Source organism: Thalassospiraceae bacterium LMO-SO8 (assembly GCA_031655335.1).
Classification (GTDB): domain Bacteria; phylum Pseudomonadota; class Alphaproteobacteria; order Rhodospirillales; family Casp-alpha2; genus UBA1479.
Map to the genome: position 1 here is coordinate 1,543,110 of CP134226.1, position 26,282 is coordinate 1,569,391.

At 67.6% G+C, this 26,282-nt stretch carries 24 protein-coding genes; 9 read left to right on the forward strand and 15 right to left on the reverse strand.

All coding sequences use genetic code 11. The features are described 5' to 3' along the window. Positions 1-123: 123 nt before the first annotated feature. From RJ527_07480 to RJ527_07510, 7 genes are all read left to right on the forward strand, one after another. A complete protein-coding gene (locus RJ527_07480; GenBank protein WND77573.1) occupies positions 124-402 on the forward strand; it encodes a DUF6489 family protein in 279 nt (92 codons plus the stop codon). Continuing rightward, on the forward strand, positions 399-770 hold the full coding sequence (locus RJ527_07485) for a (2Fe-2S) ferredoxin domain-containing protein (GenBank protein ID WND77574.1): 372 nt from the start codon (positions 399-401) through the stop codon (positions 768-770). Before RJ527_07480 ends, RJ527_07485 begins: the two co-directional genes overlap by 4 nt. A gap of 31 nt (positions 771-801) precedes the next feature. Further along, positions 802-2,163: a tRNA uridine-5-carboxymethylaminomethyl(34) synthesis GTPase MnmE gene (mnmE, locus tag RJ527_07490; GenBank protein WND77575.1), complete on the forward strand. Its 1,362-nt coding sequence runs from the start codon at positions 802-804 to the stop codon at positions 2,161-2,163. 403 nt (positions 2,164-2,566) lie between these two features. Then, positions 2,567-4,453: a tRNA uridine-5-carboxymethylaminomethyl(34) synthesis enzyme MnmG gene (mnmG, locus tag RJ527_07495; GenBank protein ID WND77576.1), complete on the forward strand. Its 1,887-nt coding sequence runs from the start codon at positions 2,567-2,569 to the stop codon at positions 4,451-4,453. A gap of 53 nt (positions 4,454-4,506) precedes the next feature. Beyond that, positions 4,507-5,184 carry a 16S rRNA (guanine(527)-N(7))-methyltransferase RsmG gene (gene rsmG, locus RJ527_07500; GenBank protein ID WND77577.1) on the forward strand — a complete coding sequence of 226 codons (678 nt, stop codon included), beginning with the start codon at positions 4,507-4,509 and terminating at the stop codon, positions 5,182-5,184. Further along, positions 5,177-6,070 (forward strand): ParA family protein, encoded by an 894-nt coding sequence (locus tag RJ527_07505; protein WND77578.1) that lies wholly within the window; start codon positions 5,177-5,179, stop codon positions 6,068-6,070. The genes rsmG and RJ527_07505 overlap by 8 nt, the downstream gene beginning before the upstream one ends. Continuing rightward, positions 6,067-6,939, forward strand: a complete 873-nt coding sequence (locus RJ527_07510; protein WND77579.1) for a ParB/RepB/Spo0J family partition protein — start codon at positions 6,067-6,069, stop codon at positions 6,937-6,939. The genes RJ527_07505 and RJ527_07510 overlap by 4 nt, the downstream gene beginning before the upstream one ends. Positions 6,940-7,019: 80 nt before the next feature. Here RJ527_07510 and holA read toward each other — a convergent pair whose 3' ends face one another. From holA to RJ527_07535, 5 genes are all read right to left on the reverse strand, one after another. After that, positions 7,020-8,033 carry a DNA polymerase III subunit delta gene (holA, locus tag RJ527_07515; protein ID WND77580.1) on the reverse strand — a complete coding sequence of 338 codons (1,014 nt, stop codon included), beginning with the start codon at positions 8,031-8,033 and terminating at the stop codon, positions 7,020-7,022. A 40-nt stretch (positions 8,034-8,073) separates the two neighbouring features. Beyond that, positions 8,074-8,625 carry an LPS assembly lipoprotein LptE gene (gene lptE, locus RJ527_07520; GenBank protein ID WND77581.1) on the reverse strand — a complete coding sequence of 184 codons (552 nt, stop codon included), beginning with the start codon at positions 8,623-8,625 and terminating at the stop codon, positions 8,074-8,076. Then, the gene (gene leuS, locus RJ527_07525; GenBank protein ID WND77582.1) at positions 8,612-11,176 is read right to left on the reverse strand and encodes a leucine--tRNA ligase; all 2,565 of its coding nucleotides are present in this window, start codon (positions 11,174-11,176) and stop codon (positions 8,612-8,614) included. The genes lptE and leuS overlap by 14 nt, the downstream gene beginning before the upstream one ends. Before the next feature lie 139 nt (positions 11,177-11,315). Then, a complete protein-coding gene (locus RJ527_07530; protein ID WND77583.1) occupies positions 11,316-11,855 on the reverse strand; it encodes a DUF3576 domain-containing protein in 540 nt (179 codons plus the stop codon). Positions 11,856-11,903: 48 nt separating this feature from the next. Further along, positions 11,904-12,512 carry a thiamine phosphate synthase gene (locus RJ527_07535; GenBank protein WND77584.1) on the reverse strand — a complete coding sequence of 203 codons (609 nt, stop codon included), beginning with the start codon at positions 12,510-12,512 and terminating at the stop codon, positions 11,904-11,906. Between the two features lie 106 nt (positions 12,513-12,618). Between RJ527_07535 and RJ527_07540 the strand changes: the two genes are divergently transcribed. Continuing rightward, positions 12,619-13,323, forward strand: coding sequence for a YggS family pyridoxal phosphate-dependent enzyme (locus RJ527_07540; GenBank protein WND78037.1), 705 nt, complete (start codon positions 12,619-12,621; stop codon positions 13,321-13,323). Positions 13,324-13,333: 10 nt separating this feature from the next. Here the strand turns inward: RJ527_07540 and RJ527_07545 are convergent, their stop codons facing one another. From RJ527_07545 to ribA, 3 genes are all read right to left on the reverse strand, one after another. Then, positions 13,334-13,846 carry a L,D-transpeptidase family protein gene (locus tag RJ527_07545; protein ID WND77585.1) on the reverse strand — a complete coding sequence of 171 codons (513 nt, stop codon included), beginning with the start codon at positions 13,844-13,846 and terminating at the stop codon, positions 13,334-13,336. 51 nt (positions 13,847-13,897) lie between these two features. Next, positions 13,898-15,181, reverse strand: a complete 1,284-nt coding sequence (locus RJ527_07550; GenBank protein ID WND77586.1) for a hypothetical protein — start codon at positions 15,179-15,181, stop codon at positions 13,898-13,900. 223 nt (positions 15,182-15,404) lie between these two features. Continuing rightward, the gene (gene ribA, locus RJ527_07555) at positions 15,405-16,595 is read right to left on the reverse strand and encodes a GTP cyclohydrolase II (protein WND77587.1); all 1,191 of its coding nucleotides are present in this window, start codon (positions 16,593-16,595) and stop codon (positions 15,405-15,407) included. A gap of 182 nt (positions 16,596-16,777) precedes the next feature. On the opposite strand from ribA, the gene RJ527_07560 reads away from it, so the two are divergent. After that, a complete protein-coding gene (locus tag RJ527_07560) occupies positions 16,778-17,467 on the forward strand; it encodes a response regulator transcription factor (GenBank protein WND77588.1) in 690 nt (229 codons plus the stop codon). A 21-nt stretch (positions 17,468-17,488) separates the two neighbouring features. Here the strand turns inward: RJ527_07560 and RJ527_07565 are convergent, their stop codons facing one another. The 7 genes from RJ527_07565 to RJ527_07595 form a co-directional block, all read right to left on the reverse strand. After that, complete coding sequence (locus tag RJ527_07565) at positions 17,489-18,013, reverse strand: PAS domain-containing protein (protein WND77589.1); 525 nt, start codon at positions 18,011-18,013, stop codon at positions 17,489-17,491. Positions 18,014-18,084: 71 nt separating this feature from the next. Next, positions 18,085-19,125: a HAMP domain-containing sensor histidine kinase gene (locus RJ527_07570; protein WND77590.1), complete on the reverse strand. Its 1,041-nt coding sequence runs from the start codon at positions 19,123-19,125 to the stop codon at positions 18,085-18,087. A 126-nt stretch (positions 19,126-19,251) separates the two neighbouring features. Beyond that, positions 19,252-20,061 carry an exodeoxyribonuclease III gene (locus RJ527_07575; protein ID WND77591.1) on the reverse strand — a complete coding sequence of 270 codons (810 nt, stop codon included), beginning with the start codon at positions 20,059-20,061 and terminating at the stop codon, positions 19,252-19,254. 376 nt (positions 20,062-20,437) lie between these two features. Continuing rightward, a complete protein-coding gene (locus tag RJ527_07580) occupies positions 20,438-21,142 on the reverse strand; it encodes an outer membrane lipoprotein carrier protein LolA (protein WND77592.1) in 705 nt (234 codons plus the stop codon). A gap of 9 nt (positions 21,143-21,151) precedes the next feature. After that, positions 21,152-23,581 (reverse strand): DNA translocase FtsK 4TM domain-containing protein, encoded by a 2,430-nt coding sequence (locus tag RJ527_07585; protein ID WND77593.1) that lies wholly within the window; start codon positions 23,579-23,581, stop codon positions 21,152-21,154. 24 nt (positions 23,582-23,605) lie between these two features. Further along, a complete protein-coding gene (locus tag RJ527_07590) occupies positions 23,606-24,796 on the reverse strand; it encodes an aminotransferase class I/II-fold pyridoxal phosphate-dependent enzyme (protein WND77594.1) in 1,191 nt (396 codons plus the stop codon). A 117-nt stretch (positions 24,797-24,913) separates the two neighbouring features. Beyond that, a complete protein-coding gene (locus RJ527_07595) occupies positions 24,914-26,275 on the reverse strand; it encodes an ammonium transporter (protein ID WND77595.1) in 1,362 nt (453 codons plus the stop codon). Positions 26,276-26,282 lie beyond the last annotated feature (7 nt).

The following is a 26,282-nucleotide window of genomic DNA, read 5'->3' on the forward strand; positions in this document are numbered from 1 at the left end:
GGCCGATTGCCACGGGCGCGTCTCCTGGCTAGGTTGGGGTGCCGTGTCCTGCATACAAGCTGTTATTCGCCATTGCAAAGGATCGCCCCCGGGCGGCCCGCGGGCGAGGAAGGGGCGAGACCCATGAAGATCACCGTGAACATCGACTGCACCCCGGAAGAGGCCCGCAAGTTCCTCGGCCTGCCCGACGTGAAACCCATGCAGGATGCCTTGATGAAGGACCTGGAGGAGCGGATGAGGGCGAACCTGTCCGCGCTCGATCCGGAAACCATGTTCAACACCTGGTTCCCCGCCGGGGTTCAGGGGTTCGAACAGCTTCAGAAGATGTTCTGGAACCAGATGTCGGCCATGTCCGGCGACGAGGGCCAGGCCAAGACCACCAAGAAGGACGATACCAAGTGAGCGACGCCCAACACGACCAGGCGGGGGATCCGCCCCTGTTCTATGACCGCCACGTTTTTTTCTGCACCAACGAACGCCCGGCGGGTCACCCCCGGGGAAGCTGCGCCGCCAAGGGGTCGGTGAAGCTGCGCGATTATATGAAGGCGCGGGCCAAGGAACTGGGCATCAAGGGGGTGCGGGTGAATTCGGCGGGCTGCCTCGACCGCTGCGAATTGGGCCCGACCCTGGTCATCTATCCGGAAGGCGTGTGGTACCGCTGCGCCACGCGGGAAGACGTTGACCGGGTCTTGGAAGCCCATGTGCGGGACGGTGGCCGGGTGCCTGATCTGATGCTGCGGCCCGGCGACGATCCGGAAAAAGCCAAGTAGGGGGCCCCGGCGAAGCCGCCGAGGGGGGCCGGTGAGCGACCACAGCATTTTCGCATTGGCAAGCGGCGGCGCCCGGGCGGGCGTCGCGGTCGTGCGCCTGTCCGGCCCTGGGGTGGCGGATGCCCTGGCGGCGCTGACGCCGGGCAAGGCGGTGCCCGCGGCGCGGCGGGCGGCGCTGCGCGACCTTCACGACCCGGCGGGCGGCGAAATCCTCGACCGGGCCCTGGTTCTGTTGTTTCCCGGCCCCGGCAGTTTCACCGGCGAGGATGTCGTGGAATTGCACCTGCACGGCGGCCCGGCCGTGGTCGAGGGGGTGCTGGGCGCGCTCGGCCGTCTGCCCGGCCTGCGCCCGGCGGAGGCGGGGGAGTTCACCCGCCGCGCCTTCCTCAACGGCAAATTGGACCTGACCCAGGCGGAAGCCGTCGCCGACCTGGTCGCGGCGGAAACGTCCGAACAGCGGCGCCAGGCCCTGGACCAGGCGGCGGGGGCGCTCGGACAAATCTACGAAGGCTGGCGGGCGCGGCTGATCGCGGCCATCGCCCATGTCGAGGCGGGCATCGATTTCGCGGACGAGGACCTGCCGGCGGACATCGACCGCGCGGCCCGGGATGCCCTGGCCGCGCTGGCGGACGAGATCGTGGCTCATCTCGACGACGGCCGGCGGGGCGAGCGGCTTCGCGCCGGGGTGCATCTGGCCCTGCTGGGGCGGCCCAACGCGGGCAAATCGACGCTGCTGAACCTGCTGGCCGGGCGTGACGCGGCCATCGTGTCGGAGACGGCCGGCACGACCCGGGACGTGATCGAGGTGCATCTGGACCTGGGCGGCGTGCCGGTCATCGTCGCCGACACGGCGGGCCTGCGCGACAGCATGGACGCGGTCGAACAGGAGGGCGTGCGCCGGGCCGCGGCGCGGGCCGATTGGGCGGACCTGAAACTGATCGTGCTCGACCGCGCCGACTGGCCGGACGTGCCGGATGACCTGCGCGCCCTGGCGGCGGACGGCCGGGCCTTGGTGTTGGTGAACAAGTCGGACCTGGGCGCCGTCGACGGCCCCGGGGAGTTGGATTTGCACGGCGTGCCCGTATTGGCGCTCTCGGCCCGGACCGGGGCGGGGGTGGATGGGTTCCTTGCCCGGTTGACGGAGAGGGTCCGGGGCCTCGCCCTGGCCGGGGCGGGGGCGGCGCCGGGCCCGACGCGGGCGCGGCATCGCCACGCGCTGGAAGAAGCACGGGCGGCTCTGGCCCAGGCCCTCGACGGCTGGTCGACCCGGGGGCCGGAACTGGTCGCCGAGGACCTGCGCCTCGCCGCGCGGGCCATCGGGCGCATCACCGGGCGGGTCGATGTGGAGGATTTGCTCGATGTCATCTTCGCCGACTTCTGCATCGGTAAGTGATCATTCTTTCCAGCCTATTTAAATCCATACAACATGTAGTGGGTTTATTTTGATTAGGCATACCTTCAATGCTGATTGGTGATTTTTAAATCTGTTAAATGATTTCTGAATTTTCTTTCAGGCGGCGATCACGGGTTGGTGGGCTAACGGACGGGGTCGTGGCGGGACAGAATGTTTCACGTGAAACATTTCTCTCCCTGAGTGTTTTTCAGGGGTGGCGGCGAAAGCTCCCGGCGGGGCCGCGAGGGTGCAAATTCCGGCCCGGGCGGCGGCGGGCCGCGCGAACGGCGATCTGCGAAGGCATTTGACTCGGATCGGCGGGGTTCCTACATTCCGGCCTGTGTTTCCGCGCCATCGGCGGGGCGGAGGCGGGATTCCCGAGGCAGAATCAGGTGGGCGGTCCATGGACCGGACTTTCGACGTCATTGTGGTGGGCGGCGGGCACGCCGGAACCGAGGCGGCCGCGGCGGCGGCGCGCCAGGGGGCCGCGACGCTGCTGCTGACCCATAAGGCCGCGACCATCGGCGAGATGTCCTGCAATCCGGCCATCGGCGGCCTGGCCAAGGGTCAGCTGGTGCGCGAGATCGACGCCCTTGACGGTGTCATGGGCCGGGCCATCGACCGCGGCGGTATTCAATTCCGCATGCTCAACAGGTCCAAGGGGCCGGCGGTCTGGGGGCCGCGGGCCCAGGCCGACCGCAAGCTGTACCGCCAGGCGGTGCAGGACATCCTGACCGAAACCGAGAATTTGACCATTATCGAGGCCGGGGCCGATGACCTGATGTTCGGCGCCGACGGTCGTCTGACCGGGGTGCGGGCCATGGATGGCCGGGAATTCCGGGCCGCCGCCGTGGTCATCACCACGGGCACCTTCCTGCGCGGGCTGATCCATATCGGCGAAACCCGGATTCCCGCCGGGCGGGTGGGGGACAAGCCGGCGATCGGCCTCAGCTATACCTTCCGGCGCCTGGGCTTCGACCTGGGCCGCCTCAAGACCGGCACGCCCGCCCGCCTGGACGGCCGCACCATCGACTGGGCCGGGCTCGACGAACAGCTGGGCGATACGCCGCCGGTGCCCTTTTCCTATCTGACGGACAGCATCACCACGCGGCAGATCGCCTGCGGCATCACCGAAACCACCCCGGCGACTCATGATCTGATTCGCGCCAACATCCACCGCTCGCCCATGTATTCCGGGCAGATCGAAAGCAAGGGCCCGCGTTATTGTCCGTCCATCGAGGACAAGGTGGTGCGCTTCGCCGAGCGCGAGCGCCATCAGATCTTCCTCGAGCCAGAGGGCCTGGACGACCCCACGGTCTATCCCAACGGCATCTCGACCTCGCTGCCGAAGGACGTGCAGCTGGCGATGCTGAAAACCATCCCGGGTCTGGAAAAGGCCGTGATGATCCGCCCCGGTTATGCCATCGAATACGATTTCGTCGACCCCCGCCAATTGACGCCGACCCTGGAGACCCACCGGGTGCCGGGCCTGTTTCTGGCCGGGCAGATCAATGGCACCACCGGATACGAGGAGGCGGGCGCCCAGGGCCTGATCGCCGGGATCAACGCGGCGATCCGCGCGGGTGCCGGTGGTGGGGCAGGGGCCGTCCGGGATTTCGTGCTCGACCGTGCCGACGCCTACATCGGCGTGATGATCGACGATCTAGTGACCCTCGGCACCCGCGAGCCTTACCGCATGTTCACCTCGCGCGCCGAATACCGCCTCAAGCTGCGCGCCGACAACGCGGACCAGCGGTTGACGCCGCTCGGCATGGGTGTCGGCTGCGTCGGCGCCGACCGGGCCCGCGCCTTCGCCCGCAAGCAGACGGCTCTGACCCTGGGCCGCCGCCTGCTGGAGCGCCTGGAGGCCAGCCCCAACACGCTGGCCAAGGCCGGCTTCGCCGTGAACCAGGATGGGGCGCGGCGCAGCGCCTGGACCCTGTTGTCCTATCCGGGAGTGACGGCGGAGGTCATCGCGGCCCATTGGCCGGAGATTGCCGAGCTGCGGCCGGAGATTCTCGGCCAACTGACCATCGAGGCGGGGTACAGCCAGTATCTGGTGCGTCAGGACGCCGACATCCGCGCCTTCCGCCGGGACGAGGGCCTGACCCTGCCGGGCGCGCTCGATTACGACGCCGTGTCCGGTCTGTCCAACGAGGTCCGGGAAAAACTCAAGCAGGCCCGTCCGGCGACCCTGGGCGCGGCGGCCCGCCTGCCCGGCGTGACCCCGGCGGCGCTGACCATCCTGCTCGCCCATGTCAAGCGCCGGGACGCCCGTCTCAGCGCCTGACCCAACCGTCCAATGGGCCAAACAGGCCCCCAACCGAACAGAGACTGTTTCACGTGAAACAATCGAGCCCCGACCCCACGCCTCAGATGCCCGTGGACGTCGCCCGTGCCCTCGGGCTCGACGGCGCGGACGGGGCCGTGCCGCGAGCGCGCCTGGAAACCTATGTCGCGGCCTTGGTCAAATGGCAGCGCCGCATCAACCTGATCGGCCCGGCCACGGTGGCCGATCTGTGGCGCCGCCATATCCTCGATTGCGGCCAGCTCGCGGCCCTGATCCCGGCGGGACCGCAGCGGGTCTGCGATCTCGGCTCGGGGGCGGGCCTGCCGGGCCTGGTGCTCGCGGCGCTCGGGATCGGCGCCGGGGAGGGGGCGTGTCTCGACCTGGTCGAGAGCGACAGCCGCAAGGCCGCCTTCCTGCGCGAGGCCAACCGGCTGATGGGCACCCACGCGCGGATCGAGAACCGGCGCATCGAAGAAATGGCGGAAACCGGGGCCGCCGGCTACGACATCGTCACCGCGCGGGCCCTGGCCCCTTTGCCCAAATTGTTGGAAATGTCGAACAACCTGTTGAAAACCAGTGGAAAACTTTTGTTTTTAAAAGGCAAAGCCACGGATGCGGAATTGACCGAATCGGAAAAAGCCTGGAAGATGCGCGTCACGAAAATGCCCAGCGCGAGTGATTCCGAGGGCGTTATTCTCCTGATCGAGGACCTTGAACGACGCCATGGCTGAGCCCCTTTACGACGGCCTGAACGGCCCCGTGGTGCCGGATATCCCGGCCCCGCCGCGCATCATCGCCGTCGCCAATCAAAAGGGCGGGGTCGGCAAGACGACGACCGCCATCAACCTGGGCACGGCGCTGGCCGCCGTCGGCAACCGGGTGCTGATCATCGATCTCGATCCTCAGGGCAACGCCTCGACGGGTCTCGGCATTCCCCGGGCGCAGCGGGCGGTGAATTCCTATCATCTGCTGATCCATGCCGAGCCCCTGGCGGCGGCGGCCCAGGCGACGGAAATCCCCAATCTGGACATCGTGCCCTCGGGCATCGACCTGTCGGGGATCGAGGTCGAGCTGGTTGACGAGGACGGCCGCGAATATTTCCTGAAGCAAAGCCTGGAGGCGGCGATCTCCGCGGCCGGCCCGGCCTACGATTTCGTGCTCATCGACTGCCCGCCGGCGCTCGGCCTGCTGACCGTCAACTCCCTGGTCGCGGCCCAGGCGGTTCTGGTGCCTTTGCAGTGCGAATTCTTCGCCCTCGAGGGCGTCAGCCAGTTGATGCAGACCATCGAGCGCGTGCGCGCCGCCTTCAACGCGGGCCTGGAAATCCAGGGCATCGTCCTGACCATGTTCGATCAGCGCAACAATCTGTCGGGCATGGTCGAAACGGATGTCCGCGACCATTTCGGCGACAAGGTCTACGAGACCGTGATTCCCCGCAACGTGCGGATTTCCGAGGCGCCGTCCCACGGCCGCCCGGTGCTGATCTACGACACCGCCTGCGCCGGGTCGCGGGCTTATCTCAACCTGGCCAGCGAGGTCATCAGCCGCGAACGCCAGACGCAACATCGCCAGGCCCTGGCGCGCCAGGGCGGCGGCCAGCCGATGGGGGCATCATGATGGCGGAAAAACGCAGAAACCTGGGGCGCGGCCTGTCGGCTCTTCTGGGTGAGGACACGTCGCCGGCGCAGGCCGGCGGGGCGCGCCAGATCGCCATCGAAAAGCTCCATCCCGGCCGCTATCAGCCGCGCCGCACCATGGGCGAGGCGGAATTGCAGGACCTGGCCCAGTCGATCCGCGAACTGGGCGTGTTGCAGCCGATCCTGGTGCGTGAGGATCCCGACCGTCCCGGCAATTACGAGATCATCGCCGGCGAACGGCGTTGGCGGGCCGCGCAATTGGCCCAGCTCCATGAAGTGCCCGTGCTGGTCAAGGTGCTGTCGAACAAGGAAACGCTCGAAGTTGCGTTGGTCGAAAACCTGCAACGGGAAGACCTGTCGCCCCTGGAAGAGGCCGTCGGTCTGCAACGCCTGATGGACGAATTCGGCCATACCCAAGAGGCGCTCGCCAAGGCTGTCGGCAAAAGCCGCTCCCACGTCGCCAACATGCTGCGCCTGTTGGGCCTGCCCGACGCGGTCAAGGCCATGGTCGACAAGGGCGACTTGAGCGCCGGGCACGCCCGGGCGCTGTTGTCGGCGGCGGCGCCGGAAGCCCTGGCCCGTCAGGTCGTCGACCAGGGGCTCAGCGTGCGCCAGACGGAACAGCTCGTGCAGCGCGCCGCGACGGCGAAAAGCAGCGGCACCAGACGCGGGCCCAAGGAAAAGGATGCGGATACCCGCGCCCTGGAAACGGACCTGTCCGATCTGCTCGGCCTGCGTGTCGCCATCGCGGCCAAGGGCCGGGAGGGCTCGGTCACGCTCTATTACAAATCCCTCGACCAGCTCGACGGCCTGCTGCAACGCCTGAGCGGCCAAGCCGCGGGCGAATAACGGCCCGGTTCTTGGGTCAGCCTGATGAGCCTAAATATCGGTTGAGAATGAACCCGGCGAGTCGTTCGTAGGGTTTGGGCCTAGCGCGCGAGGCGGGCCAAGCGGATGAAGGCCCGCTCGCAAATCACCTCGTCGGGCCCCAGGCCGCTTTTGCAGGCCCGCTCGGCCTCGGTCAGGACGTCCAGGGCGGTTCCCAGGCGGCTCGGCGTCCATGACCGTAATGCGCTGATAAATAAGGGTTTTTCTTTGAAAAAGACAGGCGGGCGCAGGTTGTCGACGGCCTGCTCGGGGCGCGTGCCGCGGGCCACGTCGCCGGCCGCCAGATGCAGGCGCTGGAACATCCTTTGCGCCGCGCGCAGCATGCCGACGGCGGTCTCGCCCAGGTCCTGGGCGCTGGCATAGGCGCTGAGCAGGCCCGCGACGTCGCCGCCGGCCAGGGCCTGGGTCACGGCCTCGGTGCCGCGCCCGGCGTTGTCGCCGACGCAGGCCTGGGCGTCGGCCAGGGTTACCTCGGGTCCGGCGCCCTGCATGTAGAGCACCAGCTTTTCCAACTCACGCCGGGAAATCAGCCGATCGTTGCCCAGATTGGCGGCCAGATGGGCCTGGGCCTCCCGTCCGATGGTCAGACCGGCGGCAGACAGGGTGTCGCGGATGACCTGTTCCATGGCGCGGGCGTCGTCGGCATAGCAGGGGATGGCGGCGGCATTAGGCGCGGTCTCGCAGATTTTGCGCAGCTTCGCCCGGGGGGTGAGGTCGCCGGCGACGATGATGACCAGCCCGTCGCCTTCAGCCGTGAGGGCGCGCTCGACCGCCGGCGCCAGACGGTCGCCGCCATCGGCGCGGACCGCGCGCCGGCCGCCGCCGAAGGCCATGGCGGACCGTTCGGCGGCCAGCCGCTCGGTGTCGTCGGCCACGTCCTGTTCGGTGACGGAGGCGGTTCGGAAGGGGTCGTCGGTCGATCCGGCGACGGCGCGCATGACGCGGTCGGCGCGCTCACGCACCAAGCCCTGGTCGGGACCATAGATCAGCACCGCCGCGACCGCATTCCCGGGATCGTCGAGGAAGCTGTCGATCTGGCGGCCGGAGAGTTTCATGACGGGACCTTGGATGTCCGGGGTCGTGCCGGCGCCGGGCTCACGGCTTGTCGGGGTTGGTTTTCAGGAAAATCGCGATCTTGAGCCGAATATCGTCGCCCAACTGGCGGACGGCCCGGTCACGGGCGCCTTTTTCGGCCATCAGCGTGGCGAATTCCGAATTGAGGATGTTGAAGCTCGACACGGCCCGGCTGTTGCCCGAGTAAAGATGCTGCCCGGTGCGCAGATCCAACAGGACGAACGAACTGGTCAGGGACAGATCGGCGCGGGTGGCATCGGCGCTTTTCTGCACGGCCAGCGAGGAAATGCCTTCATTCAACGTAACGTCCAGACGATAGATCTGTTCGCCGCGCGGCCCCCGGGGGGACAGTCCATCCAGCAGCGCGTTGTGCAGTTGCTGGCCGACGCGGGCAACGTCGCGTCCGTCCGTGGTCGTGTTGCGAACCGGGCCGATCTCGACCAGGGACAAGGTCTCGCTTAGGTCGGCGCCGGCCCCCGACCGGCCGTAGAGTGGGCGGAAACCGCAGCCGCCGAGGCCGCCAACCGCCAACGCGCCGGCGATCCCGGCTAGGATATTCCTACGCGACCACATTGACGATCCTGTTCGGCACGACGATGACCTTCCGGGGCGGTTTGCCTTCCAGCACGGATTGTACCTTATCCAGGGCCAGGGCCGCATCCTCCGCGGCATCCTTCGCGCAATCCTTGGGCAGTTCGATGGTGCCGCGCAGCTTGCCGTTGACCTGCACCGCGATGGTCACCAGGTCGTCGACCAGATAGGCGGGGTCGGCCACGGGCCAGGGCGTATCGGCGACCAGGGTATCGCCATGGCCCAGTTCAAGCCACAGGGCTTCGGCGAGGTGGGGTGTCATGGGGGCGATGAGAAGGCTCAAGGTTTCCAGCGCGAAGCGGCGCACCCAATCCGCGTCCGGTGCCGTGTCCTTCAGGCTCTCGACGGCGTTGGTCAGTTCGCGGATGCGCGCCACGGCCTTGTTGAAGTGGAACTTTTCCAGGTCCGCGGACACGCCGTCGATGGTCTTGTGCGTGGCCTTCAGAACCTCTTCCGCGGCCGGTCCCATTGTTGCGGGCCGGGCGGCATCGGCGGCGGCGAGGGGGGCGGGATTTTCCGTGACCAGGCGCCACAGCCGGTTGAGGTAGCGCCAGGCCCCGTCGACGCCGGCGTCGGTCCATTCCAGGTCGCGGTCGGGCGGGCTGTCCGACAGCATGAACAGCCGCGCCGTATCGGCACCGTAGGCGCCGATGATGGCTTCCGGGTCGACCACGTTTTTCTTGGACTTGCTCATCTTCTCGGACCGTCCAAGGGTCACCGGCTGGCCCGTCTCGGCATGTTTGGCGGCGTCGCCGTCAAACACCACCTGGGACGGCAGCAGCCATTTGCCGGCCGCGTCCTTGAAGGTCTGATGACATACCATGCCCTGGGTCAGCAGCCCGGCGAAAGGTTCCTCGACAGACAGATAACCGCATTTCTTCAAGGCCCGCGTGAAGAAGCGGCTGTACAGCAGGTGAAGGACGGCATGCTCGATGCCGCCGATATACTGATCCACGGGCAGCCAGTAATCCACGGCGGCGCGGTCGAGGGGGGCGTCGGACGCCGGATTGCAGAACCGGGCGAAATACCAGGACGATTCGAAGAACGTGTCGAAGGTGTCCGTCTCGCGCTCCGCCGGCTTGCCGCAGGTCGGGCAGGCGACCTGCTTCCACGTGGGGTGGCGGGCCAGGGGATTGCCGGTGCCGGTAAAGTCGACTTCGGCGGGTAGTTCGACCGGCAGGTCCCGTTCCGGGACCGGAACGGCACCGCAATCACCGCAATGGATGATCGGGATCGGGCAGCCCCAGTAGCGCTGGCGCGACACGCCCCAGTCACGCAGCCGGTAGTTCACGGCCCGGGTGCCGATGCCCATGTTTTCCAGGCGGTCGATGACCTTGGATTTGGCGTCGGGCACGGCAAGGCCGTCGAGGAAATCGGAATTGATCAGCAGGCCGTCGTCCGTGAAGGCCTCGTCGCCGATCGTGAACGTCGCGGCGTCCGCACCCTTGGGCGCCACCACGGGCAGCACCGGCAGGCCGTACTTGCGGGCGAAATCCAAATCGCGCTGGTCATGCGCGGGGCAGCCGAAGATCGCCCCCGTGCCGTAATCCATGAGCACGAAATTGGCGACATAAACGGGCAGGGTATGGCCTTCGATGAACGGATGCAGCACTTTAACGCCCGTGTCGAAGCCCATCTTCTCGGCCGTTTCGATGGCTGCTTCGCTGGTGCCCATGCGGTTGCACTCGGCGATGAAGGCGGCCAGGTTCGGGTTGCCCTGGGCCAATTCCTGAGCCAAGGGGTGGTTGGCGGCGACGGCGCAGAAGGATGCGCCGAACAGGGTGTCGGGGCGCGTGGTGTAGATGTCGAGCCGGTCGTCGCGGCCGTCGAACCGGAAACGCACATGCGCCCCTTCGGACCGGCCGATCCAGTTTTCCTGCATCAGGCGAACCCGGTCGGGCCAGCGGTCCAGGGTCTCGAGGCCTTTGAGAAGCTCCTCGGCGTAGTCGGTGATCTTGAGGAACCATTGGCTCAGCTGGCGCTTTTCGACCAGGGCGCCGGAGCGCCAGCCGCAGCCGTCGATGACCTGTTCGTTGGCCAGCACGGTGTTCTCCACGGGATCCCAGTTGACCCAGGATTCCTTGCGATAGACCAGGCCGGCCGCCAGAAAGTCGAGAAACATCTTTTGTTCGTGACGATAGTAGCCGGGTTCGCAGGTCGCCAGTTCCCGGTCCCAGTCATAGGACAGGCCCATGGTTTTCAGCTGGCGGCGCATGGTCGCGATGTTTTCGCGGGTCCATTGTGCCGGCGGCACCTTGTTCTCGATCGCGGCGTTTTCCGCCGGCAGGCCGAAGGCGTCCCAACCCATCGGATGCAACACGTTGAACCCGCGCGCCTTCTTGTAGCGCGCGACGACGTCGCCCAGGGTGTAGTTGCGGACGTGTCCCATGTGGATGCGCCCTGACGGATAGGGAAACATCTCAAGCACGTAATACTTCGGCCGGCCGCTGTCCTCACGGACCTGGAAACAACCCTTGGCGTCCCAGGCGGCCTGCCATTTCTGTTCGTTTTCCTTGACGTTGTAGCGCGCCATTCAAGTCCCCAGAAGGTTCGGGCGGGAAGGTGTCGCCGGGCGAAGGGGGCCGGGCGAGGGTGGATGGAATGCCGATGCCGGGGCGGGGCCCGGCGCGGCGAAGCGGTCTATGAGGCTCCGGTCTGTTGCGCCGCGCCGTCTACTTGGTGCTGATGGTCTGCCGGCGGAGCTGGCGGGCGCGGGTCAGGATCGCGTCCTCGATCTTGGTGCCGGTCTGTTCCGGCACCGCCGTGTCGCGCCACTGGCCGCCCTGGTCCTTGGTCTGGCTGAATACGGCGACCCGGATTCCGTCGGCGCGCAGCGTGCGGCCCAGGATGTAGACGTTCAACTTGAAGCGCTCGTTGGGCGCTTCCTCGGTCGAATGCCAGTCGGTCAGGATCACGCCGCCGAACGGGTCCGCCGTGGACACGGGCATGAAGGCGATGGTGTCCAGGGTCGCGCGCCACAGAAAGCTGTTGACGCCCAGCGCGCCGCCGCCGCTGTCGCTGTTGTCGCTGTCGCCCCACAGGCTGACGCCGCCGGCCCCCCAGATGGTGTCGCGGTTGGCCCCGTCATCCGTCTGGTCGGCCGTTGTCGCTTGGATATCGGCCGGCGAAAAATCGGCGCAGGCCGCCATGCCGGCGATCAGGACCGCCGCGCCCATCAGCGTCAGTATCCGTTTTCCGCTGCCAAGACTCATTGCTGCCGCTTCCTTCTTTCCGCCGTCGCCGGTGAATGACGCCCCTTCTTAAACCATATCGCGGCCATGCGCCAAGCGCCGTGACCGCACCGTGCGCGGGCGTGCCGCCCGCAGACCGAAGGGGTCCCGGGAAAGATGGGGCAGGGCGCCGATTCCCGCAACCCCCGCGGCCCCCGCGGCCAGCACCCGGCCGAGCGTCGCCGGCGCAACCCCGCCGAGCGCCAGGACGGGGACGCCGGTCCCATGACACAGCGCCGCCAGCCGGCGCACGCCCAGGGCCGGGCGTCCGGGGTGGCTGGCCGTGGGAAACACGGGCGACAGCAGGATCAGGTCGACGCCGGCCCGCACGGCCCGCCTGAGGCCCGGTCCGTCATGGGCGGCGGCGGAGACGGGCCAGGGGTCGCCCTGCGGCGCGAACCGGCCGCGCCGCCGCACCATGCCGTCCGGCAGGTGCAGGCCGTCGGCGCGCAGGCGATGGGCCAGCCGCCGGTCTCCGGCCACGACGAAGATCAACCCAAGCCGGCGGGCCAGGGCGGCCAGGCGGCGGCCCAGGACCGCGCGGTCGGGGGCGTCGTAATGGCGAAAAATCACCATCGTGCCGGGGGACAGCAGGCCCAGGGCCCTGGCCGGATCGGGCGTGCGGCCGGCATCGGTCATGAAGGCAAACAGCGGCGGGCCGTGCCGGCGCGGCTTTTTCCCGCGCCCGCCCCATGCTAGGGTTGCCCCCCCTCGTTTCCTCATTCCTGGCCCCGATCCACCCATGATGCCATCCGACACCGCCCCTCATAGCGCGGACCCTGATATTGCCGCAAACCTTGCCGAGGTCCAGGCCAGGGTTGCCGAGGCCGCCCGGGCCGCCGGCCGCGACCCTGCCGCCGTCACCCTGGTCGCCGTCGGCAAGACCTTTCCCGCCGGCCGCATGCTGCCGGCGCTCGCCGCCGGGCAACGCGCCTTCGGGGAAAACCGGGTGCAGGAGGCGGAAGAAAAATGGCCCGCCTTGCGCGCCCGCTTCCCCGACATCCGCCTGCACCTGATCGGCCCGCTGCAATCGAACAAGGTGCGCAAGGCCGTCGAGGTCTTCGACGTCATCGAAACCGTCGACCGGCCCAAGCTGGCCCGCGCGCTGTCGGGCGTCATGGCCGAAACGGGGAAACGCCCGGACTGCTTCATCCAGGTCAACACGGGGGCCGAGGATCAGAAGGCCGGTGTCTTGCCGCAAGACGCCGACGCCTTCATCGCCCAATGCCGCGACGATTTCGCCCTGCCGGTCACGGGCCTGATGTGCATCCCGCCCGTGGACGAGGAGCCGTCCCTGCATTTCCAGCTGCTGGCGGACATCGCCCGGCGGAACGGCCTGGCCCAGCTGAGCATGGGGATGAGCGCCGATTACGAGATCGCCGTCGCGTTCGGCGCGACCCACGTGCGGGTCGGGTCGGCCATTTTCGGGACGCGCCCGAAACCCGCCTGAAGCTGGGGGCTCAACCCCTGACGGTCATCACGTCGCCGGGCGAGGCGGCCCGCAGCAGGTCGACCAGATCCGCATCGGCCAGGGCGACGCAGCCCTCGGTCGGGGCGAAGTCCGATGTCGCCAGATGCAGGAAGATGGCGCTGCCGGCGCCCGGGTGCGGCGGCGCGTCGTTATGGCCCAGAACCACGATCAGATCATAGACGCCGTCCGCGCGGGCCAGTTCCTCGTGGCGCCAGGGACAGGGCAGGCGGACCAGCCGGTTGTAGGCGGGGCTCAGGGGGTCGTCGCACCAGCCCAGGTTGGGCGTGATGGGGGTTGCCGGCAGGGCCGTTTCCGGCCGGGTCCGCCGGTCGGCGCGGTAGAACAGGCGGCGCAGGGCGAACCGGCCCATCGGCGTGGCGCCGTCGCCTTCCTTTTTGACGGGGGCGATGCCCGCGCGGCCGAGCGCGCAGGGGACGCGCGTTCGCTTCCAGCTCAGACGCCCGCGGGCAAGGTCGTCCGTCGGCTCAACCAGAATCTCCATGACCGCCAGTCTAACCCTTTCGTGGCGCTAGATCATGCCGGGCGATGGGGGTCAGCGCCCGCCCGCCGCCACGTTCAGGTCCGGGCGGAAGCCGGGTTCGGCCAGGCGCTGGGCGGCCTGATAGCGGGTCCAACCGTCGACCATGTTGTCGCGGAACCAGCCGCCGCCCTCGGCGATGGCGCCGGACGGATCCTGATCGTCGCGGCCGTTGTCCTCGCGGCGCGGGGCCGCGCGGTCACGTGGCGCGGCCTCGGGCAGGGCGGCGACCTCCTTGGCGCGGTCGCCCATGACCCAAGCCAGCTGGTCGCGGGCCCAGGTCGAAACGTCGCCGTCGATGCCCGCGGGGTCGATCCCGGCGCGACTGGTCCCGGCGCGATTGGTCCCGGCGGGGGCCGCCTGCGCGGTCTGGACGGCCTGTGCCCGTGGTGCGGCCGGGCGGGCGGGGCCCGTTTCGGCGCCGGCGCGGTAATAGGCGGTTTGCCGCTGGGCCCAGGCGGCGACGGGATCGGTCGCGGCCGTGGGTTGGGCGCCGCCGTCCTGATAATAGGCGACCTGCCGGGCTGCCCAGGCGGTCACGTCCGCGCCGTCGGCGGCGGCGGCCGGGGCCGGGGCTGCCGTGCCTTTATAATAAGCGGTCTGTTGGGCGGCCCAGGCGGTGACGTCGACGCCGTCCGTGCCGGCGGCCACGGGGGCGGCCTCCGGGGTCATCGCGGCCATCTGGGCGTCGCCGCTCGGCGCGGCGTTCCGGTAGAAGGCATGCTGTTCGGATGCCCATTGGCCGACCGGATCGGCGGCGTCCGCGCCGCTTTGGTAGAACGCCGTCTGCTCGGCGGCCCATTGGGTGACCGGATCGGTGCCGTCCGTGCCCGCGGCGGCGGGGGGCGCCGCGGCGGTCGTGGTCGACAGCGGCTGCGCGTCATCGCGGAAATAGGCCAGCACGTGGCCGCCCACGTCCCTGCCCGTGTTGTGCTCGACCATCACGTTGGCGACCGAGGCGACCAGGCCGATCGGACCCATGAACAGGGTGCCGCCCATGACGCGCGGGGCCGGGTCCAGGGTGTCGTCGGTCAGGTCGCGGTAGAGGGTCGAGACGACGGGGATGTGCTGCAACGGATTGACCACGTCGACCAGGTCCCAGAAGGTGAGACCGTCGTCGCCGAAAGCCTTGAATTCCTTGCCGCCGTCGGCGGTCTTCCCGCTCGCGTCGAGGGCATCGCCCTTGCCGAGCTTGAGGTCCGGCAAGTTGGCGGGGGTGTGTTTGGCTGGAAGGGCGCCGGTCCCGCCAGGGGCGGGGGCCACGCGCCAGGGATTGATCCCTTCGGAGGGCAGTGTCATCGATTTTTTCCCGTTCTCTTCGCGCCCTGTTTTCGGGCGTTAATTTTATGGAACGGGTGTCGCAAGACTCGGGCCAGAATCAAGCCGTTGTTTTTAAACGATTTTGACTCGTCTGCTCTGGGTACAAAATGCCCGGGGCGGCAAATGCTGCCGGGCGGCGCGGGACTCCGGCGGGCGGGCGTTTCAATGGTTAACAGGGACGGTGCTTGGCGCAGCGGGGAGTTTAAAAAAGATGCCCGGCGCGGCTCGCCTTGGTGCGCAGATAGCTTTCGTTGTGTTCGTTGGACGGGAACGCATGGGGGACGCGCTCGGCCACGGTGATGCCGCCGCGTTCCAGGGCCGCGACCTTTTCCGGATTGTTGGTCAGCAGCCGCACCGCGTCGAAGCCCAGCAGGCGCAGCATCTGCGCCGCCGGCAGATACACCCGCTCGTCCGCATCGAAGCCGAGCTGTTCGTTGGCGTCGATGGTGTCGAATCCGCGGTCCTGCAACTCGTAGGCGCGCAGCTTGTTGACCAGGCCGATGCCGCGGCCTTCCTGCGCCAGATACAGCAGAATGCCGCCGCCGGCGGCGGCGATCTCGGCAATGGCGCCCTTCAGCTGGTCGCCGCAATCGCAGCGCAGGCTGCCCAGCAGGTCCCCGGTGAAGCATTCGGAATGCACCCGGGTCAGCACGGGGGCCCCGGGTTTCGGCGCGCCGATGACGATGGCGAGATGTTCCAGCGCCCCGTCGGCGGGGCGGAAGGCGTGAACCTTGGCCTCGACGCCCGGTTCCTGGGCGACGGCAAGCGGGATGCGCGCGGCGCCGACCTCGGTCAGCGTGCGGGCCTCGTCCAGGCGTTGACGGAACACGTCGCCGGCGTCGACGAACATCAGATCATGGCGCTTGGCCCAGTTTTCCAGGTCGCCGTCGAACTGGATGACCCCGGTCAGGGCGGCCGGCAGCAGGCGGGCGATCTTGGTCAGGGTGACCGCCGCCGACCAGGCGTCGAAGCGCTGCGCCGCGCGGGGGGCGAGATCGGGCAGGGGGCCGCCCGCGCCGCCGTCGAACAAGGGATCGGCCAGGCGCGTCACCAGGTCCGGGTCCAGGCCGCCGGGGCGGGACAGCACGACGACGTTACTTGGCGGTGCCGGCAGGCCGAGCACGGCGGCGCGCCGGGCGGTGACCGCCAGTTCCGCATCGCCGCCGGTCAGGCTTTTCAGTTCGGCGAGACGGCGGGCGTCCGCATGTTCCGCGCCCAGCAGGACCAGCCGGCGGCCGTCACCGTCGCCGGTGACCACCGGGCGGCCCCGGCGCAGTTCGCCGGCCGCCCGGTCGACGGCCTTCTGGGCGCGCGGCTCCCGCGTCGCTGGGGCGGCGCGGCGGTCCAGGTCCAGGGTGCGCGAAGGCGCGGAGGGTGAATTTCGCTCGGTCATGTCATAAGCGGCCGTCGTTACATGAGATCGTGCCATAATTACGCCGCGGTTGCCGGGCACTCAGGCGCACAATATTGTGGACCCAATATGGTGAATTTTCCGTTCCTTGTCATTGACCGGATGACGCAGGCACGGAAAATCGCCGGAAATTCCCGAATTTCAAGGGGGGATCGATCACCGTCATGACCAACGGCAAACAAATCCTGATCGTCGATGACGACAGCGAGTTCCTGGAAACGCTGTGCGAACAATTGCAGCTTCACGAGGAATTCAAAAGCGTGACCTGCACCAGCGGAGCCGAGGCGTTGAAAACGGCCAAGGAAGACCGTTTCGACGTCATCATTCTGGACGTCGGGCTGCCCGACATGGACGGCCGCGAGGTCTGCCGCCTGATGCGGCGCAACGGCGTGACGTCGCCGATCATCATGCTGACCGGCGCCGACACGGACGCCGACACCATCCTGGGCCTTGACGCCGGCGCCAACGATTATGTTACCAAGCCGTTCCGGCTGGGGGTTTTGCTGGCCCGGCTGCGCGCCCATATCCGCCAGCACGAACGGTCGGACGACGCCGTGTTCGTGATCGGACAGTATTCGTTCCAGCCCGCGAACAAAATGCTGGTGGAGACGGCCACGGACAAGAAGGTGCGTCTGACCGACAAGGAAACGGCGATTCTCAAATACCTCTATCGCGCCGGCGACAAGGTCGTGGGCCGGGATATTCTGCTTGGCGAGGTCTGGGGCTATAACGCCGGGGTCACCACCCACACCCTGGAAACCCACGTCTACCGCCTGCGTCAGAAGATCGAAAGCGATCCGTCGAACGCCCGCCTTCTGGTCACCGAGCCGGGGGGTTACCGGCTCGTTCCATAACCGCAATAAAACCGAAGCCTATCAGCCCTGGGCGGCCTCGGTGCGTTCCTCGAAGAACCGGCGCCATTCGTGGGCATCGATGTCGAAATCCGTGTAACACACGATCTTGTCCACGGTTTCACCGTCCGACGACAGGGGCAGGCGGATGCTGGGCGCGTGCAGGCTGCGCCGATCCAGGCCGCCCTGGGCCCGATAGACGAGGGCAAGGCAGGTCTTTTGCGACACGACGCGCTGGAATTCTTCAAGCGCCGTCAGGGTGCGCGGGCTGTCGATCTCGGACAGACGCACGCCCGTGCGGTCGAGGGCATGCACCGCGCCCAGACCCGTGCCCCAGAACCGATATTTGAAGTCGCGGCCGCCGTCGATGACGTCGGCGACGCGCATGTAGGGAATGATATGGGCCGCCAGGTCGATCAGGCGGAAGTCGCCCCAGGCCGGTGCGAAGCGGGCCCCGCGCCGGCCATCCCAGTAACGGTGAACCAGACCGCAGCCTGTCTCCTGCACGTCGTTGATCGGCACTTCGCGGCTTGTAAAATCCTGAGCCATGTCCCTGCCTTTGCCAGTTAACAGGCCCCACCATCGGCGATCATCCCAGAGATCGGGAAGGCGACCAAGGGCTAGTTTTCCGGCGGCTCCGGGGGCGGTGGGAACCGCACGGTCACGGCCGTTCCTTCACCCAGGACGCTGTCGATGTCGAGATCGCCGTCGTGGGCGTCGATCAGGGACTTGACGATGGCCAGGCCCAGGCCCTTGCCGTCACGCGCGAGATGGGGGTTGGCGATGACCTGGGAAAACGGCTCGGCGATCGTCGGCAGCTTTTCCGGGGGGATGCCGATGCCGTTGTCGCGCACGGTCACGGCCGTGCCGCCGCCGGGCGCCGGTGCCGCGGCAAGCGCGACCGTTCCGCCCCGCCCCGTGTACTTGATGGCGTTGGCCACCAGGTTGGACATGATCTGGATGGCGCAGACCTGATCGGCGTAAAGCGGCAAGGCGTCGTCGGCGATGTCGAGGGCGAGCGTGATGCTTTTTTCTTCCGCCTGCGGCCGGAACGATTTCAGGCAGACGTCGACCAATGGTTTCAGGGCGATTTCGGCGCGGTGGATCGGCCGCTTGCCGGCCTCGATCTCGGCGATGTCGAGGATATCGTTGACCAGGGCGAGCATGATGGCGCCGCTTTGATGGATGTCGTCGATGTATTCCGCGTACTTGGGCACGCCCAGCGGGCCCAGATACTGGGCCCGCAGAATATCGGAAAACCCGAGGATGGCGTTCAGGGGCGTGCGGAACTCGTGGCTCATGGTCGCCAGGAACTCGGTTTTCGCCTGGCTTGCCTGCTCGGCCCCCTCCAGGGCTTTCCGTAATTCCGCCTCGGCCCGCCGGCGTTCCCGGTTTTCCGCGTCCAGCGACGCGGACAGGACGCGGGTCAGCCAGAACACCAGCGCCCCGGTCACCAGGACATAGAACCAGCCCTTCACCGTCTGCAGGCGGTTTTCCACTTCCGGGTCGTTGACCAGGGCGTGCAGGGTGGCGTCGGAAAACAGGATCCACAAGGATCCGAACAGGATGTAGATGATGGTTATGCGGGCAGGGGTCAGCAGCGTCGCCTCCAGAGACAGGGCCACCGGACCCTTGGCGACGCTGCCCGGCCCGACGGCCATTCCCCGCCGCCCCCCCCTTTGGGGGCGGGTCGGTTTTCCATCCGTGAATGATTAAAGGCACGACGGGACCGCCTGTCCATAGTCTCGTGCCATGATCTCGTGATGGTCGTGCCGCGGCGGCGCCGGTCAGGGAATTTCGAATACCGCGCGCAGGGGGGCGTGGTCCGACGGCTCATCCCAGTCGCGGGCCGCGTCGTGGACGGCGGCGAAGCTGAGCGCCGGCGCCAGGGCCGCGTTGACCCAGATATGGTCGAGGCGGCGGCCCCGGTCGGCGGCGCGCCAGTCGGCGGCGCGGTAGCTCCACCAGGTGAAGACCTTTTCGTCCGGCGGCACGAACCGGCGCAATGCGTCGGTCCAGCCGCCGTCGGCCAACATGTCCTTCAGTTTATCGCGCTCCACCGGGGTGTGGGTGATGACCCGCTTCAGCCGTTCGTGGGACCACACGTCCGTTTCCAGGGGGGCGACGTTGAGGTCGCCGGTCAGCACCACGGGCAGGCCGTCCGCCGCCCGGTCCGCGAGAAAGGGGGCGAGGGCGTCGAGGAACGCCAGCTTGTGGGCGAATTTGGGGTTGGCTTCCGGGTCCGGGTCGTCGCCGCCGGCGGGCACGTAGAGGCTATGGACCTCGACCGGCCCGATGCCGGTCTCGACCTTGGCGTGGATATGGCGGCAGTCGTCGCGGCCCAGCCAGGATTCGATGCCGACGTCGCTCAAGGGCCGGCGCGACAGGATGGCGACGCCGTTATAGCCCTTCATGCCGGCGATGGCCTGATGGGGAAAGCCCATGTCGGCGATCGCTTCGACCGGAAACAGGTCGTTGACCACCTTGGTTTCCTGCAGGCACAGCACGTCGATCGCCGTGTCGGCGGCCAGGCGCGCGATCTGGTCCAGGCGCTTGCGCACGGAATTCACGTTCCAGGTGGCGACGGTGAGGGGCATGGACCCTGTTAACGGGGAAGGCGCTGGGGCTCAAGCGGCGTTAACGTCCTGCGCAAAAAAGAGGCGCCCGGCGGGGGATCGCAAATCCCGAGGGACCCGAAGGGGACCGACGACGATTTGCGTCGACAAGGCCCCTCCCTTTCATTGGCCCGGATAAAAAAACCGGATAAAAAAAGAAGCGCCCGGCGGGGGAGGGGCCGGGCGCTTCAACTCCATCTTAGGGAGCAGCCGGGCTGGCGAGGGGGGCGCGCCGCCCGGCGGCGCGGCATCATTGGCCGCGCTATGTAATTCCATATGGGATCGATTCGCGGGCCGTACCAGGATCAATTTTTGCCATCAGACATGCATTTTACGCATATCTGGCGCGGACCCCTTGCTAATCGCCGCTGCGGGTCTGCTCGAACGTGGGCACCGTGAACAGCTTGGGGTCGATCTGGCCGCCGTAGAAGGGGTCGGTCAACACGATGTCGGTGATCGTGCCCTGGGCATCGACCACGGACCATTTGCGTAAGGAAAGCGGATTGGTGCGGAAGATCAGGGTCAGGCGCCCGGCGAAGGGGTCGGCGCGTTCGCCCACGGTCAGGAACACGGCGCCGTCTTCCTCGACCGCCTCGTAAAAGGCGACGCGCTTGGGATCGAAGCGGATGTGTTTGTTCAACAGGAAAGCCGCCGGCGTGTCCTCGACCGGGATATGGGTGACGTTCTTCAGCTCCTTGTCGATGTAGCTGAGGAAATCGCCGGTGGCGACGATGAGGATCGGGTTGGGCGCCTTGTACTCGATGCGCATCTTGCCAGGCCGCGAGAGAAAGATCTGACCCTCGGCGAATTCATTGGTCGAGGCCTGCTGAAAGAACGTGGATTGCAGGGTGGTGATGCCGTTGAGGTAGGTCTCGACCCGGCGCACCAGGGCGTCCTGCTTGGCCGACAGGGTGATCTCGCGCGCGTCGCCCTCGGCCTTGGCCGTGGCGGGACCGGCGGAAAAACACAGAACCAGGGCAAACGCGGCGGCCAGCGCGGCGCGGGTGAAATGGATGACCATGGGGGTTATGTAGGCGTGCCGGCGGGCCGGGTAAAGCGCCATGACGACGATTTAATGATTGCCGACCAGAACCTCGCGGCGGCCGACGCGGTCGGCGGGGCTGACGACGCCCTGTTCTTCCATGCGTTCGATCAGGCGCGCGGCGCGGTTGTAGCCGATCTGTAGGTGGCGCTGCACGAAGCTGGTCGACGCCTTGCCTTCGCGGGCGACCAGCGCGACCGCCTGATCGTACAGCGCGTCGCCGGAATCGTTGCCGCCGCTGTCGCCGAAGGTGCCGGTCTCGTCGTCGCGGGTCACGTCCTCGATGTATTCGGGGGTGCCCTGGGATTTCAGGTGGCTGACGACCTGCTCGACTTCCTCGTCGGACACGAAGGGTCCGTGCACGCGGGTGATGCGCCCGCCGCCGGCCATGTACAGCATGTCGCCGCGGCCCAGAAGCTGTTCCGCCCCCTGTTCGCCCAGGATGGTGCGGCTGTCGATCTTCGACGTGACCTGGAAGGAAATGCGGGTCGGGAAGTTGGCCTTGATGGTGCCGGTGATGACGTCGACGGACGGCCGCTGGGTCGCCATCATGATATGGATGCCGGCGGCCCGCGCCATCTGCGCCAGACGCTGGATCGAGGCCTCGACGTCCTTGCCGGCGACCAGCATGAGGTCGGCCATTTCGTCGACCACGACGACGATGAAGGGCAGGGGATCGGTGCCCAGCGCCTGATCCTCGAACACGGGCCGGCCCTCGGCGTCGAACCCGGTCTGCACCCGGCGCGACAGCACCTCGCCCTTTTTCTTGGCCTCGGCGATGCGGGCGTTGTAGCCCTCGATGTTGCGCACGCCCAACTGCGACATGGCGCGGTAGCGTTCTTCCATCTCGCGCACGGTCCACTTCAGGGCCACGACCGCTTTTTTCGGGTCCGTAACGACCGGCGTCAACAGGTGCGGAATGCCTTCGTAGACCGACAGTTCCAGCATCTTGGGGTCGATCATGATGAAGCGGCATTGTTCGGGCGACAGGCGATAGAGCAGCGACAGCACCATGGCGTTCATGCCGACGGACTTGCCCGATCCGGTGGTGCCCGCGATCAGAAGGTGCGGCATGGTCGCCAGGTCGGCGATGATCGGCCCGCCGCCGATGTCCTTGCCGAGCGTCAGCGGCAGTTTGGCCTTGGTGCGCTCGAAGGTCTGGGAGGCCAGCAGTTCGCGCAGGTAGACCGATTCCCGGTCGGCGTTGGGCAGCTCGATCCCGATCACGCTGCGCCCCGGGACCACGGCGATGCGCACGCTGATCGCCGACATGGAGCGCGCGATGTCGTCGGACAGGCCGACCACGCGCGACGTCTTGGTGCCCGGCGCCGGTTCCAGTTCGTACAGGGTGACCACGGGGCCCGGGCGGACCTTGACGATCTCGCCCTTGACGCCGAAATCCTCAAGCACCGAGGCCAGATACTGCGCGTTCTGGGCCAGCTTGTCGGGGTCGTGGGCCGGGCCCTGGATGACGTCGGGGCCGCCCAGCAGGTCGAGGGTCGGCGCCCGGTAGGTGCCGTCGCCGCCCAGGTCGAGCGAGCGCTGGCGGTTGGCGGTCTTGGATTCCTTGGGTTTGGCGGCAGGCGGTTCGATCAGCGCCTTTTTCGATTTCGCGGCCTTGCGGTCGCGGGCGCGGGCGATCAGGCCCTTCTTGCCGTCCTTGGCCGTGCTATCGACCGCGGCGCGTTCGCGCCGGACGGGCATTTCGGCCGGCGCGACGGTCTCGGCGTCGTCCAGGACGTCGGCGGCGATCGGACCGTCGAGGTCGAGGGGGTCGGCGCTGCGCACGCGGCGGGCGGTGTCGAGGGTCCAGGCCGCGCCGGCGCGCAGTCCGGTGAAGGTGCCGGTAACGGCGCCGGCCAGAGCGCCGAGGCCGGTCAGCCAGTCGCGCCGGGAAAACCCGAGGGCGCAGATGAAGGCGAGGGTGCCGATGACGGCGGCGGCGCTGCCCAGCCATTCGCTGTGGAGGGTCACGGGCACCTGGGCGAGCAGCCGGGCCAGGCCGTCGAAGGCGAGGCCGCCGACGATCCCGCCGAGCCCCGTGGCGAGCGGCCAGGTATCCGGCCGGTCGAGCGGCGCCATGGCCAGGGTCAGGGTGACCAGGGCGATGAGAAGAAACAGCAGGCGCAGCGCCAGGCCCGAAAGCGCGCGCTGACGCAGCAGGGTCCAGCCCCAGGCCAGGGCGACCAGCGGCAACAGCACGGCGACCACGCCGAAGATCTGCAAGCCCAGGTCGGCGGTGACGGCGCCGGGGCGGCCCAACATGTTCTGGACCGGGGCCGCCGTGGCCGTGTTCAGCGACGGATCGCCCGCGTGAAAGGTGAACAGCGCAACCCCCGCGGCCGCGCCGGCGGCGATCAGGGCCATGCCGGCGGCCTCGGCCAAGCGGCGGCGCACGAACGCCCCGGTCCCTTGCGGGAACAGGTTGACCAGGCCGGAGGTTTGCTGTGACGCTGCCATACGCGCCTTCTAGGTTATTAAGGTTTACAAGACCTTAACAAGACGTCTTAAGGCAGTCTCTATGGTTTTCGCGTCATGCACCAGGGCGACCCGGATATGGGCGTCGCCGGGGGTCCCGCCGCCGGGCAGCGGCGTGCTCATATAGGCTCCGGGCAGGACCCTTATTGCCGCGTCTTTCCAAAGAGTTAGCGCCGCTTCTTCACCGTTTCCCACATCCAGCCAGAGGAAAAATCCCCCGGCCGGACGGCGGAATCCGAAGCGTCCGCCGAGGATCTCTTCGGCCGTGTTGATCAGGCCCTGATAGGCGCTGCGGTAACGAAAAGCGTCCGAATCGTCGGCCCACAACCGGGCCGAGGCATAGAGCGCGGGATGCGGCATCTGCGCGCCCAGATAATTGCGCAGCATGCGGTAACGCTTGATCAGCTCCGGGTCGCCGGCGACGAAGCCCGACCGCATGCCGGGGGCGCTTGAGCGTTTGGACAGGGAATGGAACACCAGCACGTTGGTGAATTTGCCGTCGAGCCCGGCCGAGGCCTCCAGCGCCCCCGCCGGCGGGAAGGCGTCATAGATTTCCGCGTAGCATTCGTCGACGACCAGCACGAAGTTATGACGCCGGGCCAGGATGATGGCGTCCATCAGCAGGCTCATGGAGGCGACGCCGCCCTGGGGATTGCCCGGCGAGCACAGATAGAACAGCGCCGTGCGCGCCCAATCGGCCTCGGTCATCCGGGTCAGGTCGGGCATGAAGCCGGTTTCCGCCGTCGCGGGCAGGTGGCGGGGCTCGGCGCCGGAAAACACGGCGGCCGCCATGTAGGTATGGAAACAGGGGTTGGGCATGACCACCAGCGGCGTCTGGCCGGCCTTTTGCGGCGGCACCACCAGATTGGCGACCAGGGCCAGGCCCTCGCGGGTGCCGACCACGGGCAGGACATGGCGTTCGGGGTCGAGCACGTCGGGGCCCAGACCGTAGCGGCGTTCCAGGAACCCGGCGACGGCCTTGCGGAAATCCGGGTTGCCGTCGGTCTGCGGATAGCGGCCCCAAAGGCCGGCCCTGTCGGCCATGGTCTCGGCGATGGCGGCCGGCGGCTCGAAGGTCGGATCGCCCACGGCGAGAGAGATCGGATCCAGCCCCGCCGCCGGGGCGTGGGGGTCCAGGAGATTGCGCAGACGGTCGAAGGGATAGACCGGCAGGGTGTCGTATCGCGGGTTCAGCATGGCCGGAGTCTATATCCCGCCCCCCTGCGAACAAAGGCCGGTGATGCGGGAGCGGATAAAAAAAGAGGGCCGGAAGACGTGAGTCTTCCGGCCCCATAGGGAGTTGTGGAGGAGGAGTTAGATGGTTTGCGATCCGCGGAACTCGGGATAGGCCTCCAGGCCGCATTCGGCCATGTCGAGACCCTGTTCCTCTTCTTCCGGCGACACCCGGACCCCACCCATGACCATCTTCAGGACGAACCAGATGATGGCGGAGGTGACGATCACGAAGATGCCGATGGAACCGACGCCCACGGCCTGCTTGTAGAAGGACGCGTCGGCGTTGGACAGCGGCACCGCCATGGTGCCCCAGATGCCGGCCACGAGGTGGACCGGAATGGCGCCGACCACGTCGTCGATCTTCAGCTTGTCGAGCAGCGGCACGACCACCACCACGATCACGCCACCAACGGCGCCGATGATCGCGGCCAGACCCAGGGAGGGCGTGTCCGGACCGGCGGTGATCGACACCAGGCCGGCCAGGGCGCCGTTCAGCGCCATGGTCAGGTCGACCTTCTTGTAGATCAGCTGGGTCAGGACGATGGCGGCCAGGACCCCGCCGGCGGCGGCGATGTTGGTGTTGATGTAGATGTTGGAGATCGCGATGGCGTCAGCCGCCGAGCCCATGGCGAGCTGCGAGCCGCCGTTGAACCCGAACCAGCCGAGCCACAGGATGAAGGTGCCCAGCGTGGCGAGCGGCAGGTTGGCGCCCGGCATCGGCCGCACGGTGCCGTCGGCGCCGTACTTGCCCTTGCGGGCCCCGATGATGATGGCGCCGGTCAAGGCCGCCCAGCCGCCCACGGAGTGGACCAGGGTGGAGCCGGCGAAATCGGCGAAGCCCATTTCGGACAGCCAGCCGCCGCCCCACTGCCAGGACCCCTGGATCGGGTAGATGATGCCCGTCAGGATGACCGTGAAGATGAGGAAGGCCCACAGCTTGACGCGCTCGGCCACGGTCCCGGAAACGATCGAGGCCGCGGTCGCGACGAACACCAACTGGAAGAAGAAGTCGGAGGCCGCGGAATAACCGACGGCGCCGTCACCGACGAACTTGCCGGCCGCCGCCGCGCTGTCGTCCTGGCCCCACAGGGAGAAAGAGCCCATGAAGCCGCCGTCCACACCCGAATACATCAGGTTGTAGCCGATCAGGTAGTACATGACCGAGGCGATGGAGAACAAGGCGACGTTCTTCAGGCACTGCATGGCGGTGTTCTTGGTCCGCACCAGGCCTGCTTCGAGCATGGCGAAGCCCGCGGCCATCCACATGACCAGGAAACCGTGCACCAGGAACGAAAAGGTGTTGAAGACAAACTGGGATTCGCCGGGAACTTCGGCATGGGCCGCGCCGGACATAACCAGCAGCAGCATCGCCGCTCCGACCACGCCGGCCAACCGCGCGACGCCTTTCGAAAGCGTGTGTTTCAGATTTTCAATAAGCATTTGGAAA

Bases quoted from the DNA above. Each gene is read 5' to 3' on its own strand.
- RJ527_07480 (WND77573.1), top strand. From the start codon at position 124: ATGAAGATCACCGTGAACATCGACTGCACCCCGGAAGAGGCCCGCAAG.
- mnmG (WND77576.1), top strand. From the start codon at position 2,567: ATGGACCGGACTTTCGACGTCATTGTGGTGGGCGGCGGGCACGCCGGA.
- RJ527_07505 (WND77578.1), top strand. From the start codon at position 5,177: ATGGCTGAGCCCCTTTACGACGGCCTGAACGGCCCCGTGGTGCCGGAT.
- RJ527_07510 (WND77579.1), top strand. From the start codon at position 6,067: ATGATGGCGGAAAAACGCAGAAACCTGGGGCGCGGCCTGTCGGCTCTT.
- holA (WND77580.1), bottom strand. From the start codon at position 8,033: ATGAAACTCTCCGGCCGCCAGATCGACAGCTTCCTCGACGATCCCGGG.
- lptE (WND77581.1), bottom strand. From the start codon at position 8,625: ATGTGGTCGCGTAGGAATATCCTAGCCGGGATCGCCGGCGCGTTGGCG.
- leuS (WND77582.1), bottom strand. From the start codon at position 11,176: ATGGCGCGCTACAACGTCAAGGAAAACGAACAGAAATGGCAGGCCGCC.
- RJ527_07530 (WND77583.1), bottom strand. From the start codon at position 11,855: ATGAGTCTTGGCAGCGGAAAACGGATACTGACGCTGATGGGCGCGGCG.
- RJ527_07535 (WND77584.1), bottom strand. From the start codon at position 12,512: ATGACCGATGCCGGCCGCACGCCCGATCCGGCCAGGGCCCTGGGCCTG.
- RJ527_07540 (WND78037.1), top strand. From the start codon at position 12,619: ATGCCATCCGACACCGCCCCTCATAGCGCGGACCCTGATATTGCCGCA.
- RJ527_07545 (WND77585.1), bottom strand. From the start codon at position 13,846: ATGGAGATTCTGGTTGAGCCGACGGACGACCTTGCCCGCGGGCGTCTG.
- RJ527_07550 (WND77586.1), bottom strand. From the start codon at position 15,181: ATGACACTGCCCTCCGAAGGGATCAATCCCTGGCGCGTGGCCCCCGCC.
- ribA (WND77587.1), bottom strand. From the start codon at position 16,595: ATGACCGAGCGAAATTCACCCTCCGCGCCTTCGCGCACCCTGGACCTG.
- RJ527_07560 (WND77588.1), top strand. From the start codon at position 16,778: ATGACCAACGGCAAACAAATCCTGATCGTCGATGACGACAGCGAGTTC.
- RJ527_07565 (WND77589.1), bottom strand. From the start codon at position 18,013: ATGGCTCAGGATTTTACAAGCCGCGAAGTGCCGATCAACGACGTGCAG.
- RJ527_07570 (WND77590.1), bottom strand. From the start codon at position 19,125: ATGGCCGTCGGGCCGGGCAGCGTCGCCAAGGGTCCGGTGGCCCTGTCT.
- RJ527_07575 (WND77591.1), bottom strand. From the start codon at position 20,061: ATGCCCCTCACCGTCGCCACCTGGAACGTGAATTCCGTGCGCAAGCGC.
- RJ527_07580 (WND77592.1), bottom strand. From the start codon at position 21,142: ATGGCGCTTTACCCGGCCCGCCGGCACGCCTACATAACCCCCATGGTC.
- RJ527_07585 (WND77593.1), bottom strand. From the start codon at position 23,581: ATGGCAGCGTCACAGCAAACCTCCGGCCTGGTCAACCTGTTCCCGCAA.
- RJ527_07590 (WND77594.1), bottom strand. From the start codon at position 24,796: ATGCTGAACCCGCGATACGACACCCTGCCGGTCTATCCCTTCGACCGT.
- RJ527_07595 (WND77595.1), bottom strand. From the start codon at position 26,275: ATGCTTATTGAAAATCTGAAACACACGCTTTCGAAAGGCGTCGCGCGG.